10 protein-coding genes are annotated in these 15,364 nt (G+C 38.0%); all 10 read left to right on the top strand.

Features of this window, described 5'->3' with window-relative positions:
• Window positions 1-6: 6 nt before the first annotated feature.
• The 10 genes from MR041_RS13355 (at window position 7) to MR041_RS13310 (ending at window position 15,364) form a co-directional block, all read left to right on the top strand.
• Window positions 7-1,488 (top strand): B12-binding domain-containing radical SAM protein, encoded by a 1,482-nt coding sequence (locus MR041_RS13355; RefSeq protein WP_242094720.1) that lies wholly within the window; start codon window positions 7-9, stop codon window positions 1,486-1,488.
• A 2-nt stretch (window positions 1,489-1,490) separates the two neighbouring features.
• The gene (locus MR041_RS13350; protein ID WP_242094718.1) at window positions 1,491-2,789 is read left to right on the top strand and encodes an aminotransferase class I/II-fold pyridoxal phosphate-dependent enzyme; all 1,299 of its coding nucleotides are present in this window, start codon (window positions 1,491-1,493) and stop codon (window positions 2,787-2,789) included.
• Entirely contained in the window at window positions 2,755-3,951 is a 1,197-nt protein-coding gene (locus MR041_RS13345; RefSeq protein WP_242094716.1) for a peptidogalycan biosysnthesis protein, read from the top strand. The genes MR041_RS13350 and MR041_RS13345 overlap by 35 nt, the downstream gene beginning before the upstream one ends.
• Complete coding sequence (locus MR041_RS13340) at window positions 3,948-4,748, top strand: SDR family oxidoreductase (protein WP_242094714.1); 801 nt, start codon at window positions 3,948-3,950, stop codon at window positions 4,746-4,748. Before MR041_RS13345 ends, MR041_RS13340 begins: the two co-directional genes overlap by 4 nt.
• On the top strand, window positions 4,745-5,845 hold the full coding sequence (locus tag MR041_RS13335; protein ID WP_242094712.1) for a GNAT family N-acetyltransferase: 1,101 nt from the start codon (window positions 4,745-4,747) through the stop codon (window positions 5,843-5,845). Before MR041_RS13340 ends, MR041_RS13335 begins: the two co-directional genes overlap by 4 nt.
• Window positions 5,846-6,227: 382 nt before the next feature.
• Window positions 6,228-8,111, top strand: coding sequence for an efflux RND transporter permease subunit (locus MR041_RS13330; RefSeq protein ID WP_242094710.1), 1,884 nt, complete (start codon window positions 6,228-6,230; stop codon window positions 8,109-8,111).
• Window positions 8,108-9,460 (top strand): B12-binding domain-containing radical SAM protein, encoded by a 1,353-nt coding sequence (locus tag MR041_RS13325; protein ID WP_242094708.1) that lies wholly within the window; start codon window positions 8,108-8,110, stop codon window positions 9,458-9,460. The genes MR041_RS13330 and MR041_RS13325 overlap by 4 nt, the downstream gene beginning before the upstream one ends.
• A 391-nt stretch (window positions 9,461-9,851) precedes the next feature.
• Window positions 9,852-11,783, top strand: coding sequence for an FAD-dependent oxidoreductase (locus MR041_RS13320; protein WP_242094706.1), 1,932 nt, complete (start codon window positions 9,852-9,854; stop codon window positions 11,781-11,783).
• Between the two features lie 108 nt (window positions 11,784-11,891).
• Window positions 11,892-12,560, top strand: coding sequence for a VOC family protein (locus MR041_RS13315; protein ID WP_242094704.1), 669 nt, complete (start codon window positions 11,892-11,894; stop codon window positions 12,558-12,560).
• A 218-nt stretch (window positions 12,561-12,778) separates the two neighbouring features.
• Window positions 12,779-15,364 (top strand): DUF2339 domain-containing protein, encoded by a 2,586-nt coding sequence (locus MR041_RS13310; RefSeq protein WP_242094703.1) that lies wholly within the window; start codon window positions 12,779-12,781, stop codon window positions 15,362-15,364.

Here is a 15,364-nt window from a genome sequence, read left to right as displayed (position 1 = left end):
TTACTGATGAACATATTATTAATAAGACCGCCTGTATCAAAATTCACCATTGGCTTGAAAAACTTAATGGTTTGTGAGCCATTAGGTTTAGAGTATGTTGCAGCAGGTGTCAGTGCAAAACACAAAATCAAGATATTTGATTGCCTTGTCGAAAATCGACTCTCAAAAATCTTAGAACAATTTAGACCCGACTTAGTTGGATTAAATTGCTATATCACAGGAGTAAATGAGGTCATAAAAATTTGCAGAAAAATAAAACGTAAGAACCCTAATTGTCTTAATGTAGTTGGAGGAGTACATGCAACAAAATGTCCGAATGATTTTATAGATACTTCAGTTGATGTCATTGCAATGGGAGATGGCATCAAGACTTTTTCTAAAATTATTGACTTTAAAGAACGAGGTATATCACTAATTAATATACCCGGGCTTGCATTTCCCTTAGGACCCAATAAACTGTATACGACGTCAGAACCTGAGCCCATGGAAAATATGGACGAACTACCCTTTCCGCGCAGGGATCTGGTAAAGCACTTAAGTCACAAATACTATTACATCTTTCATGAACCTTTAGCGACCATCAAGACCACATGGGGATGTTGGTACAAATGTAATTTTTGCTACAATTGGACAATAACAAATGGAAAAGTTTTCTCTCGAAGTCCAGAGCATATCGCCAGCGAACTTGAAATGATCGAGCAAGAGGACGTTTATATTGTTGATGACATATTTCTAATAAAACCTAAACGTCTGGAACGGTTACGAGAACTAATAATTGAACGCGGTATCCGAAAGAAATTCTTAGTCTTTGGAAGAGCCGACTTCATCGCCAAAAATGAAACGATTATAAAAGAATGGTCTGAAATTGGCTTAACAGCTGTTTTGATTGGTTTGGAAGCATCGACCAACGCAGAATTGAATTCGATGAATAAAGAGTGCTCGGTAGATTTTAATTATGAGGCCATCAAAGTACTATCGCGAAACGGCGTGGAGACATATGGCTCTTTAATACCTCAACCTGATTATACTGATGAAGATTGGAAGCGACTATATAAATTTATTAAGGAGACTGGACTGATATACGTAAATATATCACCACTCACTCCCCTTCCGGGGACTCTTGAATATGTTAGATTGAAATCTCAAATCACGGTGCCCAGAAAAGCCCATGGTTTATGGGATCTTTCACATATCCTGTTACCTACCAGTGACTCTTTAAAAAAATATTACCAAAAGTTACTCTGGCTTTATGTTAAAACCTGCATGAATATGGGTAGGGTCAAAAAACATGCAATTCGAAAGTTACCCCCATGGTATAAGGCCAATAGATTCCGCTTAATTAAAGGTATATTAAAATGCTACTTACAATTCAGATTTGCCCATTGGCATCATAATCAAAGATTAATCAAGGAAGCAATGGATCGAGGTCCAGAGACCGCAGGATTGCGGTATCGGACTTTACATGATTTACAGGAGAATATATTTTAAATATGAAAAATAAAAAAGTTGTAAATAATCTTCCGAAGGATCCTTTCTCAGGATATTTTTTATCTGATAAGTCACATAGATTTGGTCAGAAACTTTTGCAAACTCAAATTTCATCTTTTTGGAGTCGCCTAATCTCAAAAACTGTTTCAAAAGGACAGTATAACTATCTCCAAAGTGGGGAATTAAAATCCACCAGTAAAATTCAGCTCGGGAAAAGAAATTTTCTCAATGTATCTTCTTACGATTACCTGGGCTTAATCGGGAATCGGGAAATTGAAGCCAGTACTATTAAGACCATCGACAAATATGGGACCAGCACAGGAGGTGTTAGACTCCTTAGTGGCTCTCATGTGCTGCACGAAGAACTGGAACACAAACTGGCTGTATTTAAAGGAACAGAGGCCACCATAACCTACACATCGGGATATATGGCTAATCTGGCGATCGCTTCGGCACTTATCGATCCAAAAGACACGGTGCTGATAGATGAAAAAATACATATGAGTATCATGGATGCACTTTCTATGGCGAAGTCCAATTTCGAAAAGTTTAGCCATAACAATATGGAAGACCTTGAACTCAAACTCAAAGAATTGTCTACTCATAAACGCATATTCGTAATTGTTGAAGGCATCTATTCCATGGATGGAAGTATTTTGGATCTACCAAATCTTATCTTACTCAAGAAAAAATACGAATTCTTCCTCGTTATAGATGAGGCTCATTCCTTTGGTATCCTAGGAAAGACCGGAAGAGGAGTTAATGAACATTTTGGAATCGATGCCAAGGAGGTAGATATATGGACTTCTTCCTTGTCTAAAGCTATACCTTCTAATGGTGGATTCATCGGTGGAAGTCGGGAGTTAATCATATTCCTTCAACATCAATCTTCTCCCTATGTCTTTTCTTCGGCATTGAATTTAGGCTCTGTTGCCGCTATCATTAAGTCTCTGGAAATAATTGACAGGCATCCCGAAAAGATTGAATCCCTTTGGAAGAATACTAATTATTTCTTGAATTCATGCAGGCAAATTGGACTGAATACGGGAATTTCTCAATCCCAGATAACACCAATCATTGTGGGTGCCAGGAAACAAACCCTAGAACTGTCGGCATTTCTTTTTAGACATAAAATTTTATCGCCCGCGGCAGTATTCCCCGCAGTTCCCTTTAATGAGGGAAGACTTAGAATTTGTATGAATGCGGACATGCGCGTTGAAGAACTTGATTATATCATTGAAAAAATAGAATGTGGATTAAAAAATAATGTTAAAGCTAATACCATACAAGAGTATTCATGATATCGAATCTGAATTATGGGATTCTCTGGTTCCCTCAAGTGAAATATATCATAAACACGACTTCATAGGTCTACTTGAAGACATTAAAGAGGAGCAGACCGATCATTGGTATCTTTTGATATATAGAGAAAGTCTCCTAGTTGCCACAGCCTGCCTGAGTAAATTCAGGATTGAGTTGGATTGCCTAATGCAATACAAGACAAGCTGGATCAAATTCCTTAGAAGATACTTTAATAACTTTATGATGGTTGATGTGTTGATGTGTGGTCTTCCTATTTCCCTTGGTCAAAGAAATCTTGTGATCAGGAAAGGATTAGATTCAGGTCCGATACTTGAATCGGTAGTGTCCTACATGAAGAAGATCGCCAAGAGCAGAAATATAAATCACCTCTTTTTTAAGGAGATCTCGGAAAACGAAAACCATATATTTAAAATTTTATCAGATCATGGATTTATACAGGCCTTTAGCCTGCCGTATATGGAAATGGATGTGCATTGGGATTCATTTGAAGATTATGTCAATTCCCTCAAACATCATTACCGAAGAAAGATAAAGAAAGGGCTTGCTAAATTAAACATAGATGAAAGAAATTTTTTGTTCAATGTAAAAAAAACAGGAATGCAAATGAATTCCTATAACTCCCATTCAGCGGAGGAATTTTATCGGGGCTACATGGCTATAATGCAAAGAGCAACGACCAAACTCGAAACACTTCCCTACGAATTCTTCAAACTGCTATTTAAAGTATTTCAACATAAAATGGAATATCTGGAGATCAAGAATGGGAACGAAGTTCTTGCTACCGCCTTGCTTATCAAGGAAGGTCGTGGCCTTCACTTTATGTTCTGTGGACTACCACAATATAAAAATAGCATGTATGATCCATATTTTAACTTGTTATATGCCATAGTGAATCTGGCAATAAATTCGAGTTGCAAAAAAATCTTTCTCGGACAGACGGCTTATTGGTCAAAGCAGCAAATTGGTGGATATCCTAAACAAAGGTTTATCTATTACCATAGCAATATTAGAATAATTCATCATGTCATTCATAAGCTGAAACGATACATATTCCCTCAGACAAACCTAAGGGAGATCAATATTTTTAAATCCGATACACCGGTAAAAGAGAAGCATAGTGTCAAAATGAAATACGTATGAATGCACTAATTACAGGAGGAAGTTCAGGTATTGGACAGGCAATAGCTTGCCGACTTGCCCAACAGGGAGCGCGGTTATTCTTAGTCTCCAGAAGTAAAGAGAAACTGGAAATTTCAAAAAGACTAATCAGGTCTGAGTATGATGTACAAGTCGAGATATTCTCCTGTGATGTCTCAAATTTTAACGATTTACAGAATGTAGTAAATGGTATTGAAGAAAAATATCCGATACAATATCTTATATGTTGTGCCGGGCAGAGGCTTTGCGGAAAAATAGACGACATAGAAAGTTTTAAACTTCGAGAAAACATGGACGTCAATTATTTCGGAGTAGTCAACGCTTATAAGGCGATAATTCCAGCAATGAAAAAAAGAAAAAGTGGGAAAATAGGAATTGTATCGAGCGTTGCTGGGTATTTCAGCGCTATCGGGTACGGAGGATATTCACCAGCGAAATTTGCTCTTTCCGGACTAGCAGAATGCCTGCGTATGGAAGCAAGAGACTATGGTGTTGGTCTAACCATAATTTATCCGTCCGATACGGATACCCCAATGCTGGAAATAGAAAAAAAAGAAACGTTACCTGAATGCCTGGCCATAACAAAGAATTCGAAAATAATGAGTGCCGATCAGGTTGCTGTCAGATTGCTGAATGGTATGAAAAAAAACAAATTTGAAGTGTATTGCAATTTGGAAGGTAGATTTATACGCTGGTTTAGGGTGGTAGCACCTAAACTCTACTTTAGAAAATTGGACAGCGTAATTAGAAAAGACAGAATTAAAAGAGGGGTCTTATGATAACTGTAGAAAAAGTATCAGATAAATTAAATTTAGATGATTTCATAAATTATCCATATCAACTATTCCATCAAGATAGGTATTGGGTTCCACCACTTAAAATATCGGAAAAAAAGCGATTCGACAGAGTCAAAAACCCCTTCTATAAAAATTTCGAAGTGAAATTTCATCTGGCAAGAAACGGTGAAAAAATAGAGGGACGAATAGCATCATTGTATGACAAAAGATCGAGTAAGGGGTATTTTGGATATCTCCATGCCATTGATGATCAAGATGTATTTGATCATCTTTTTCATCAAGTTGAAATGGACATGAGTGAACGCAATATTAAGGAAATTACAGGTCCGGTATCCCCTAGCATAAACTATGAGATGGGTGTATTGACAGCGGGATTTGAACATTCCCCTTTTATCATGATGCCCTATAACTATGATTATTATGATCATAATATTCAACGAGCAGGATATTCAAAAGTCAAGGACTTTTATGCATACCAAGCTCATAGAAACGAGATTAGGCTCCCTAATAAAATAAAGCTAATTGCAGAGAGAATCAAGAACAAGTTCAATTTAACATTGAGAAATCCGAATATGAATGATTTCTATTCGGAAATATTGAAGATTGAAGGAGTATATAACGATGCTATGTCTAAACATTGGGGTTTTGTGCCCATGGACTCGGATGAATTTAGACATTTGGCAAAGGATCTTAGAACTATCATCGATCCAAAAATGGTTTTCATAGCAGAAATTGACGATGAACCCATAGGATTTATCATGTGCCTACCTGATTACAATGAAATATTTAAAAAGATACAGAATGGGCGGCTATTTCCCACAGGAATTGTAAAACTGCTTTGGAGTCAAAAAAAAATTAAAGGGCTGCGCGTGGTCACCCTCGGCGTTAAAAATAAATATCAGCCATTTGGGTTAGGAAGTGTTCTTTACAATGAGGCCATTATTAATATGATAAGATCAAATTATGAACATGTTGAATTTTCATGGATCATGGAGGACAATTATAAAGTTCGAAAAATAGCGGAATTAATTGGCACAAGAATTTATAAAACGTATAGGGTATACGGAAAGCTATTATAATTGAAAATTATTTTCGTTTCGGAATTATGTGAATCGTAAAATGAGAATTGGTAAAAATATTAATCAGAATAATTTTTCGAAGCATCTAATATCGATTTGTCTTCGATACAGGTGGGTATTATTGGGTTCGTTCCTCTTATTCATTGGGATATTTCTTAATAAATTATTAGTTATTGAACCAAATAATGATTTCGAACATTGGTTTAACAAAAAAGATCTAGAATATAGAAACTATTCAGATTATGTCTCTTCATTTGGAAATGACCAATACTTCATACTTGTTTACCGAAATGATAGTCTAATTTCGATATCCGGACTTGAAAAAGTTAGGTCAATTTCGGACAGTATCTCGGAACTCGAAGGTATTTCTCACCTGGTTAGCTTGAATACGATTAGAATTCCTATTCAAAGCCCATTTGGAATACTGTCAAGACCACTAATTCCGTCCAGAGACATTAACCCCTTAACTGTTGAAAACCAAATTGATAGATTCGATAAAATACTCAATAATATTATTTCCGCTGATCGAAAAGCTACCGTTTTTCATATTTACCAAACACCCGAAATCAATCAAGACAGTCTTTATTCAAAGCTCAAAAATATAATACGAACCTCAGGTGAGGTTACTAATTTTCATTTTTATAGCGGAAAAGTGCTTTCCATTGAGGCGACAAAACTCGCGACATCACAATCAGGAACCTTTCTCTTTCTTTCTCTCTCAATAATATTTGTGATCCTGATACTAATATTCAGAAATATTGTTTTTGCAATTATTCCCTTAATCACGTCTATTCTGTCAATTGTTACAACTCTTGGCATATTTGCAGCAAATGGTGGGTCCATTGATATGTTAAGTGGTATTATTCCCTTAGTAATTTTGGTGACAAGCTCCACCTTCTCGATTCATTTCTTAAGTAGAATTAAACACTTTTACAACCCAAATATTACAAGATCACAAATCCTTGAGTCTTCACTTCAAGAGGTGTTTTTACCAGGACTGCTTAGCAATATCACCACATCGCTCGCTTTAATGTCATTTGCATTTAGCTCTATTGAGCCCATTCGTATCTTTGGAATATATTGTGCTTTGGGCATTTCCATATCTTTCGTTGTTAGCTGCATCCTGATCATCATATTCTTTAATACTTTTCCTAAATGGTTTTCATCAACAGCGAATTTGTCTCAGTTCTCGACCGAAAGATGGATAACTATTTATATGAGATCAAAAATCATTAAAAGTCCGGGGACTTTGATCTTTGTTGCTTTAATGACCATCATTTCCATTTATGGAATCTCTCTGTTAACTATTGAGACAGATGTGTTTAGATTTTTTAAATCAGACCACAAGGTTATTGAAGACAAAGAAATTGTTGAATCCCGTTTTACAGGTACGCAACCATTGGAAGTTATTATATCGACCAAGCACTTCGAAAAAGATTCACTTCCAGAATTCATAAATGAAATCGGGGCCCTTGAAGAATACCTTGAAACCATGCCGAAAATCCAATACTGTTTATCCATATTTGATTTCTACCATGAGTTTGGATTTGATCTTCTACCAGGAAGTAATTTAATTAAAATGATAAAGTCATCAGACTATTTAGAACGCTTTTATGCCGAGGAAAACGAGCAATTAAGGTTAATCGTCAATACGAATTTTATTAGTAATCAGGAATCCCGAATGTTGGCCGAAGAAATTACATTAAAGATAAATTCATTTTTTAAAGATGACCCTCCGGAATATTTCATTACTGGGGTATCGATGCTTTATGCAGGGCTAAACACGAAAATATTGGAGAGCCAGATGACTAGTCTTGGGTTCTCATTTTTTATTATCTCAATGGTAATTATTCTAATATTCGGAATTAACAATATTTCTCTGACTGGAATTCTTCCCAATGTACTCCCGGTGGTAAACACGTTGGGAATCATGGGGCTGATTGGTGTGAATTTGGATGTTGGAACCGTACTGGTGGCTTCTATATCTCTCGGAGTCTCTGTGGATGATACCATCTATCTGTTGCACGCCTACAGGCGCAAGGGAAATATAGGTTTGGCATTAAAACAGGTATCATCCGCACTGATAAAGACAACCTTTGTTATATGCATAGGTTTTCTAATAATGATCTTTTCGAATTATAAACCTATTTATTATTTAGGAATATTCGTTGCTATGAACATATTCATGGCACTTTTATACGACCTTATTCTAGTTCCCTGGATAGTAATTAGACTGAAGAAAAAAAATAAAATACAGGCATTATGAAAATTACATTAATAAAACCAAAATTAGGGCATAGTAAAGATGGTGCTTACAGAGACAGGGCCGTAATGGAGCCCTTGGTCATGGCCATATTAAAAGCACTAACGCCTGATGATGTTGAAGTCGTGTTCTTTGATGACAGAATTGAGAAAATAAATTTCGATGATGAAACTGATCTGGTAGCCATAACAGTAGAAACCTTCACAGCTCTGCGCTCCTATCAAATTGCTTACGAATATAGGAAACGAGGTGTGAAAGTTATTCTTGGCGGATATCATCCAACGCATATGGCAATGGAGTCCATTCAGTATGCTGACAGCGTGTACATCGGCGATGCTGAAGATAAATGGCCGGAGGTCATTTCCGATCTAAAAACAGGAGAGCTTAAGCAGTTTTACCATTCAACAAATGGAATGTCCACTGATTGTCTTATTCCTGACAGAAGTATTTTCAAAGGTAAAAAATATTTGCCTGTAGGGCTTGTTCAATTTAGCCGAGGCTGTTATTTCGACTGTAATTTCTGTTCAGTAAGCTCTTTCTATAATAAAAAATATCATTTTAAAGCCATAGATCATGTGCTGGAAGAGATTGAATCTCAACCCAGAAAATTACTTTTGTTTGCAGATGACAATGTGGTAATGAATCACAAACTATCGAAGGATCTTTTTAGAGAATTGATTCCTCTTAAGATCAAATGGGCTTCAGAAGCGGATATTAACATGGCCAATGACCTCGAATTGATGGATCTTATGAAGGAGAGTGGCTGTATTGGTCAATTAATAGGCTTCGAGTCTGTTGAAGTGGAGAGCCTTAGAGCCATGAAAAAAATTCCAAATTTAGTTAAATTCGACACCTATAAAGAAAAACTGAAAATTCTTAAAGACTATGGTCTCTTTGTTTGGGGAGCTTTTACAATAGGTCATGATTCAGACACTCAGAGATCAATAGATAGTATATTGGAGTTTTCGAAAATTCATAAATTCATCTTAGCTGATTTTAATGTGCTTATGCCCTACCCCAAAACCCCTTTGTATAATCAGTTGGCTAAAGAAAATAGGCTGCTTTACAATGGTAAATGGTGGCTACATCCCGACTACCGTTTTGGAAAGTCGACATTCATTCCGGTTCATTTTTCTCCGGATGAACTCGCGGATGCATGTTATGAAGCCAGATTGAAATACTTCACTCTTGGATCCATATTAAGAAGGGCCTTTGACTTTAAGGTTAACATGAGATCCCTATATAGCATGGGTATATATTCATTGCTTAATTTTTTATCTTATAATGATGCCATTAAAAAACAAGATATAATTCTTGGTGCTGCTGGTGCTGTGGACGTTAAGTTTAATTAAAATGATTAAATGCATTTACCACGCTCTAATGAAGTTTTGAAATGTATGATCCATTAAAATAGAATCTTATTAAATTATGTGGTGAAACATTTTTACATAACATTGGTAAACCTGATTTATTATATTAATTTTAAATACAACAGATCTGTATGAGCGATTTGATCTATGCACTTATTCGATGAAACAACCATCTGGCATTTTCAAAATAGTAATCAGATATAAGTCTTTGTTAGTATTCATAACAACTGTAGTAGCAATATTTGCGAAGTGTCAGATTGATTCCGATGAGGTTAATATCGATTTTTATCCGGTTCCTTTCGGATAAATACTCCTAAACACCAGTTCCAAATTAATTTAATAACTTCGTTGTACCACATGACCTACACTAAATATGAAAAGAAGACAATTTATTGGAACCATAGCAAATTCTAGTTTGTTTTTATTAGCCGGTGGGGTATCATCATGTTTAAATTCAAACAGAAATGGAACTTCAGAGGAGTTTGTTTTTATAGAAGCGGAACAATTTGCAGATTTTGGGGGATGGGATTTAGATCAACAATCCATGGGTCAGATGGGATCTCCCTATTTGCTTGCACATGGTTTAGGCATCCCTGTTGAAGACGCAAAAACGCGTATCAGCTTTCCCTCTTCGGGAAAATATCGCGTTTGGGTTCGAACGCGTGATTGGGTGGCCCCATGGAATGCCCCGGGTGCGCCAGGTAAATTTCAGGTTCTTATAAATGATGCACCTCTTGAAGAGACTTTTGGTACTAAAGGAGCTGAATGGCATTGGCATGATGGAGGGATAGCGCAAGTAGGGAAAGAAGCCTCAATAGCTTTGCATGACCTCACTGGTTTTGAGGGCCGATGTGAGGCCATATTGTTTTGTAAAGACCTGGACTTTAAACCTGTGAATGATGTTGAAGCGCTTACTAAATTTCGTCGCAAGTTATTAGGTTTACCTGATACACCAGATGATGGAGGTGTTTATGATCTCGTGGTAACAGGCGGGGGATTGGCAGGCACCTGTGCAGCAATATCGGCTGCAAGAAATGGAATAAAGGTAGCACTAATTCAAGACAGACCGGTACTTGGAGGAAATGCGAGTTCTGAGGTACGTGTTTGGCCGGAAGGAAAAACGAATCAAAGTCCATACGTTCATATTGGTGATATTGTTAACGAAATTCTCCCTCCGATAAAGAAAGAACCGGGACAGGTTCTAAATGGTGTTAATTCCAGATATTATGATGATGCCTTGAAACTGAAGGTTGTGAAAGCGGAACCGAACATAACCCTATTCATCAACCATAGGGCAATAAACGTTGAAACCACTGAAAAAGAGATTGATGCTATTATAATTCAAAGCACTATATCTGCACGACAGACGAGGTTAAAAGGCAAATTTTTCGCAGATTGTACAGGTGATGCTACTATCGGATTTAAAGCAGGTGCAGATTATGAATATGAAGTCAAAAATCTCATGGGAAGCAGCAACCTTTTTAACGTACTTGATGCCTCTAACCCGGAAGAAGTATTGGCTTGTGAATGTAAAGATAAAAGCGCTTTAGCTATGAAGTGTGAAATTGGAGAAATTGAACAACCTTTTCCGCGGTGTCCGTGGGCATTAGACCTCTCTGACAAACCATTTCCGGGTAGAAAAGGCGTGAAAACATTTCATCGTGAAGGGCTTGATGCTTTTGCTAATATGTGGTATTGGGAGAGCGGATTCAACAAGAACCAGGTTACTGAGATAGAACTCATACGCGATCACAATTTTAGAGCGATGTATGGCGCCTGGGACACGCTTAAAAATATAGATGGAATGTATCCTCACCACAGACTGGGTTGGTCCGCATTTATTGCCGGTAAGCGTGAATCCCGACGTCTGATGGGAGATGTCATATTAGATGCAAAAGATTTTAAACAGCAACGCACATTTGACGATCCGGCCTTCCCCTGCTCCTGGCATGTTGATATTCATACACCGAAAAAGGAATATCAGACCGGATTCGAAGGAAACGAATTTGTATCTGACTATACCCGTGGGGAGAAATACAAATATGGTGGGTTATTCTGGGCACCCTATCGTACGCTCTACAGTAGGAATATTAAAAATCTTTTTATGGCAGGTCGCGATATCAGTGTAACGAAATCAGGCTTAGGACCCGTTAGGGTAATGAGGACCACAGGGATGATGGGAGAAATTGTCGGCAAAGCCGCCTCGATTTGCGTTAAACGAAATGTTTCCCCTCGAGAAATTTATGAAAAACACCTTACTGAACTTAAAGACCTTATGTCAAAACCGGGTAATTATCGGACCTAGAAATTGAGTACACTGAGAATTAACGGATAAATCACTTGGTACAACACCAAAAAAAATGGCGTCAACAAATCTAAAACTATACCTAAAACCATAGCTACTTTCTAAAGAATGACCATCAACGAATTAAAATTATACTGCTCTGATGTATCAAAGCAGACCGATTTTTACGCAAAGACCATCGGATTAGAAATAGTCGAACAATCCGATGTACACACTGTATTCCGAATTGGACAATCACGACTTAAATTCGTGGAGCGCAAAGATTTTCAGCCCTATCACTTCGCGATAAACATTCCCTGTAACCAGGAGAACGAAGCCCTGGCCTGGTTAAAACAGCGGGTTGAAATCCTAAAAGACGGGACTCGGGACATCCAGGATTTTAAGTCCTGGAATGCCAGGGCCATTTACTTTTACGATGCGGACAAAAATATTGTAGAACTCATCGCCCGTAAAAATCTTAAAAACCAAAGCACGAGCCTGTTCAGCGCGCATGCCTTGTTGAACCTATCGGAAATCGGACTTGCGGTTAATGCTATAGAACCTATCTATAACCAGTTAATCGAGATTGTTAAACTGGGGATCTATGATGGGGGATTTGAACGGTTTTGTGCCATCGGAGATGAACAGGGCCTGTTTATCTGTATAAACAAACAGGTTAAAGACTGGTACCCCACCAGCGACAAAGCCTATAGTTCTGAATTTGCGATTGCATTCACGGAAAACGGAGCAACCTACCACCTGGAATTTAAAAACGGAAAATTAGAACCTGTATCTTAAATGGCTTAAAAACCTCCGGAAACACCAGTGTTTACAGGGCTTAAAAAATATGCGCATAAAATTCGAAAGACGTAAGCACAGAATCGGAAAAACATAGGCATAAAAACCATTTTTCCTGCGCATGAAATTTTAAAACCTCAGGCATTCATTTTTTTACTAAATTAGTTCGCAACTAACGCCGGGCCTTTCTTCTTGTATTGGCTGAAATCATACACTAAATGACTGAGCATCATGACCGTCTCAACGCCCTTCTTCAAAAACTGGAATCACTCCTTGAGAAACAAGACCGCTTCTCTCGAGAACTGAATACCCTGAGATCAGAAATAAACGAATTAAAATCGGATATTTCCAGAGCACCCGTAGAAGAGGAAGAACCCATTGAAGAACAACCCGTCGAACCCCCTATCCTTAAGGAGCAACCTGCTCGGCGTCAGGAGACATCATCCAGAAAACTCACCAGGTCACGAAGAAGTAAAATTCTGGGAGGCGTCTGTTCCGGGATGGCCGAGTATTACAAGATAAACCTGTTTGTGCTGCGATTCATTTGGATCCTACTTTCATTGTTATTTTGTGTCGGTATTTTGGTCTATTTGCTTCTATGGATTATCCTTCCCCTAAAAAAAGCAGAACAGGCAGTAACTAAGACAACTGAAGCTATCAAGGCGGTACCTAAAACACCCGAAGTGGTCAAGGCGGCACCTCAAATGGTTAAAGAGAGCCCTCCGGCGCAAAGCGCAAGTGCCGATACACAAAAAGAAGAAAAAAGCAGCACTAACCTGGAAAAATTCATTGGTGAAAACCTTATCAATAAGATTGGTATCATCATCCTCATTCTTGGCGTAGGCATCGGTGCAAAATATACTATAGAGAACGACCTGATAAGCCCCTTAACACGAATTATTTTAGGCTACCTGGTCGGGCTGGGGCTCTTAGCATTCGGCATCAGACTCAAACGAAAATATCTGAATTTCAGTGCTGTACTGGTCAGTGGGGCCATGGCCATTCTATACGTTATAACCTATCTCGCCTATGTATTATACGACCTGTTTCCTGAGGTAATTGCCTTTTGCTTAATGTTGGTCTTTACTGTTTTTACAGTGTTTTTTGCCTTAAAATACAGCAAACAGATCATTGCCCACATCGGCCTGGTCGGTGCTTATGCGGTACCCTTCTTATTAGGCGACACGGCAGAAGACCCAAGCTTTCTTTTCAGTTATATGCTCATTATTAATATCGGTATTCTGGTGATAGCCTTTAAAAAATATTGGAAGGGGCTTTACATTTCCTCTTTCGCACTGACATGGCTTATCTTTTCAACCTGGTATGCGACAAGTACATTCATCAGTAGTGAAATAGACGTCCCCATGGCCCTCATCTTTATTTTCCTATTCTTTACCCTATTTTATGCTACGTTTTTAGCATTTAAACTTATTCAAAAGGAAAAATTCGATGTCATGGATATTTTATTATTGCTGGCAAATTCCTTTATATTCTATGGTTTCGGTTATGATATTCTGGATCATCCGGACATGGGTGGCAATTTACTGGGCTTATTTACCCTGGGCAACGGCCTACTGCACGCTGTCGTGAGTCTCATTATCTACAAACAAAAGTTAGGCGACAGAAATTTATTCTATTTGGTTTCGGGACTGGTACTGCTGTTTATCACCATAGCCATTCCGGTCCAATTAGACGGCAATTGGGTTACCCTTTTATGGATTGGTGAGGCGGCATTACTGTTCTGGATCGGAAGAACAAAAAACAGGGCTGTCTATGAAAATATCGGATACGGGCTAATGGTGTTGGCCACCTTAAGTTTGGTTCAGGACTGGACCGTAAATTACACAAATTATTGGAACGACACGAAATTAAGACCCTTCTTAAACCCGCAATTCCTCACATCGCTTTTATTTATTGCAGGGCTGCTCTTTATTTCTGTTTTGGATGCGAATAAAAAATACAAGTCCGCCGTAGAGCGTCAGTTATTGGAAATCACTTCCTTTCTAATACCTGCCGTTCTCATAGGTACGATCTATTTTACCTTCAGACTGGAATTGGAAAATTATTGGTACGTTCTCTATCAGGATACACGGGAACAGGTAGATCACTATTTAACGGGTCCTAATTTCGATGTACTCAAGTTTAAAACCATTTGGGTACTTAACTACTCCCTGTTATTTGTTTCTATCCTGTCGTTCGTGAACATATATAAAATAAAAAACAGGCTGTTGGGTCAGATTAATATCGGACTCATTGGATTGGCCATTCTGGTTTTCCTGACTCAGGGGCTTTACACCATAAGCCTGTTGCGCGACAGCTATTTAATGTATGAACCTATGGGCTATCATCATATAATTATAAGATACCTCTCTTTTATCTTCCTTGGTGTGGCCTTGTTTGCATGTTATAAATATATACACCGGGAATTTATGAAGGTGGATTATAAATTAGCCTTTGACATCCTGATCTACACCACGATTATCTGGATTGCCAGTAGTGAGTTGATCCACTGGCTGGATATGGCCCATTCTGAAACATCTTACAAACTGGGTCTGAGCATTCTCTGGGGTGTCTATTCATTAATCTTGATTTCTCTGGGGATATGGAAAACAAAAAAGCACCTGCGTATTGCGGCGATTACCTTATTTTCCGTGACACTGTTGAAGTTATTCCTGTATGATATCGCTCATTTAAATACCATCTCCAAAACCATTGTATTTGTTTCCCTGGGCATCCTGTTACTCATCATTTCGTTCTTGTATAACAAGTTCAAGCACAAAATCACGAATGAAAATGAACCTTAG

It is taken from the genome of Aestuariivivens sediminicola (genome assembly GCF_022662015.1).
Taxonomy (GTDB): domain Bacteria; phylum Bacteroidota; class Bacteroidia; order Flavobacteriales; family Flavobacteriaceae; genus Aestuariivivens; species Aestuariivivens sediminicola.
The sequence above is the reverse complement of the archived record's forward strand: the minus strand, read 5'-3'. Positions and strand labels throughout refer to the sequence as shown.

Excerpts from the sequence above, each read along its gene's own strand:
- MR041_RS13355 (WP_242094720.1), top strand. The coding sequence starts at position 7 with ATGAACATATTATTAATAAGACCGCCTGTATCAAAATTCACCATTGGC.
- MR041_RS13350 (WP_242094718.1), top strand. The coding sequence starts at position 1,491 with ATGAAAAATAAAAAAGTTGTAAATAATCTTCCGAAGGATCCTTTCTCA.
- MR041_RS13345 (WP_242094716.1), top strand. The coding sequence starts at position 2,755 with ATGTTAAAGCTAATACCATACAAGAGTATTCATGATATCGAATCTGAA.
- MR041_RS13340 (WP_242094714.1), top strand. The coding sequence starts at position 3,948 with ATGAATGCACTAATTACAGGAGGAAGTTCAGGTATTGGACAGGCAATA.
- MR041_RS13335 (WP_242094712.1), top strand. The coding sequence starts at position 4,745 with ATGATAACTGTAGAAAAAGTATCAGATAAATTAAATTTAGATGATTTC.
- MR041_RS13325 (WP_242094708.1), top strand. The coding sequence starts at position 8,108 with ATGAAAATTACATTAATAAAACCAAAATTAGGGCATAGTAAAGATGGT.
- MR041_RS13320 (WP_242094706.1), top strand. The coding sequence starts at position 9,852 with ATGAAAAGAAGACAATTTATTGGAACCATAGCAAATTCTAGTTTGTTT.
- MR041_RS13315 (WP_242094704.1), top strand. The coding sequence starts at position 11,892 with ATGACCATCAACGAATTAAAATTATACTGCTCTGATGTATCAAAGCAG.
- MR041_RS13310 (WP_242094703.1), top strand. The coding sequence starts at position 12,779 with ATGACTGAGCATCATGACCGTCTCAACGCCCTTCTTCAAAAACTGGAA.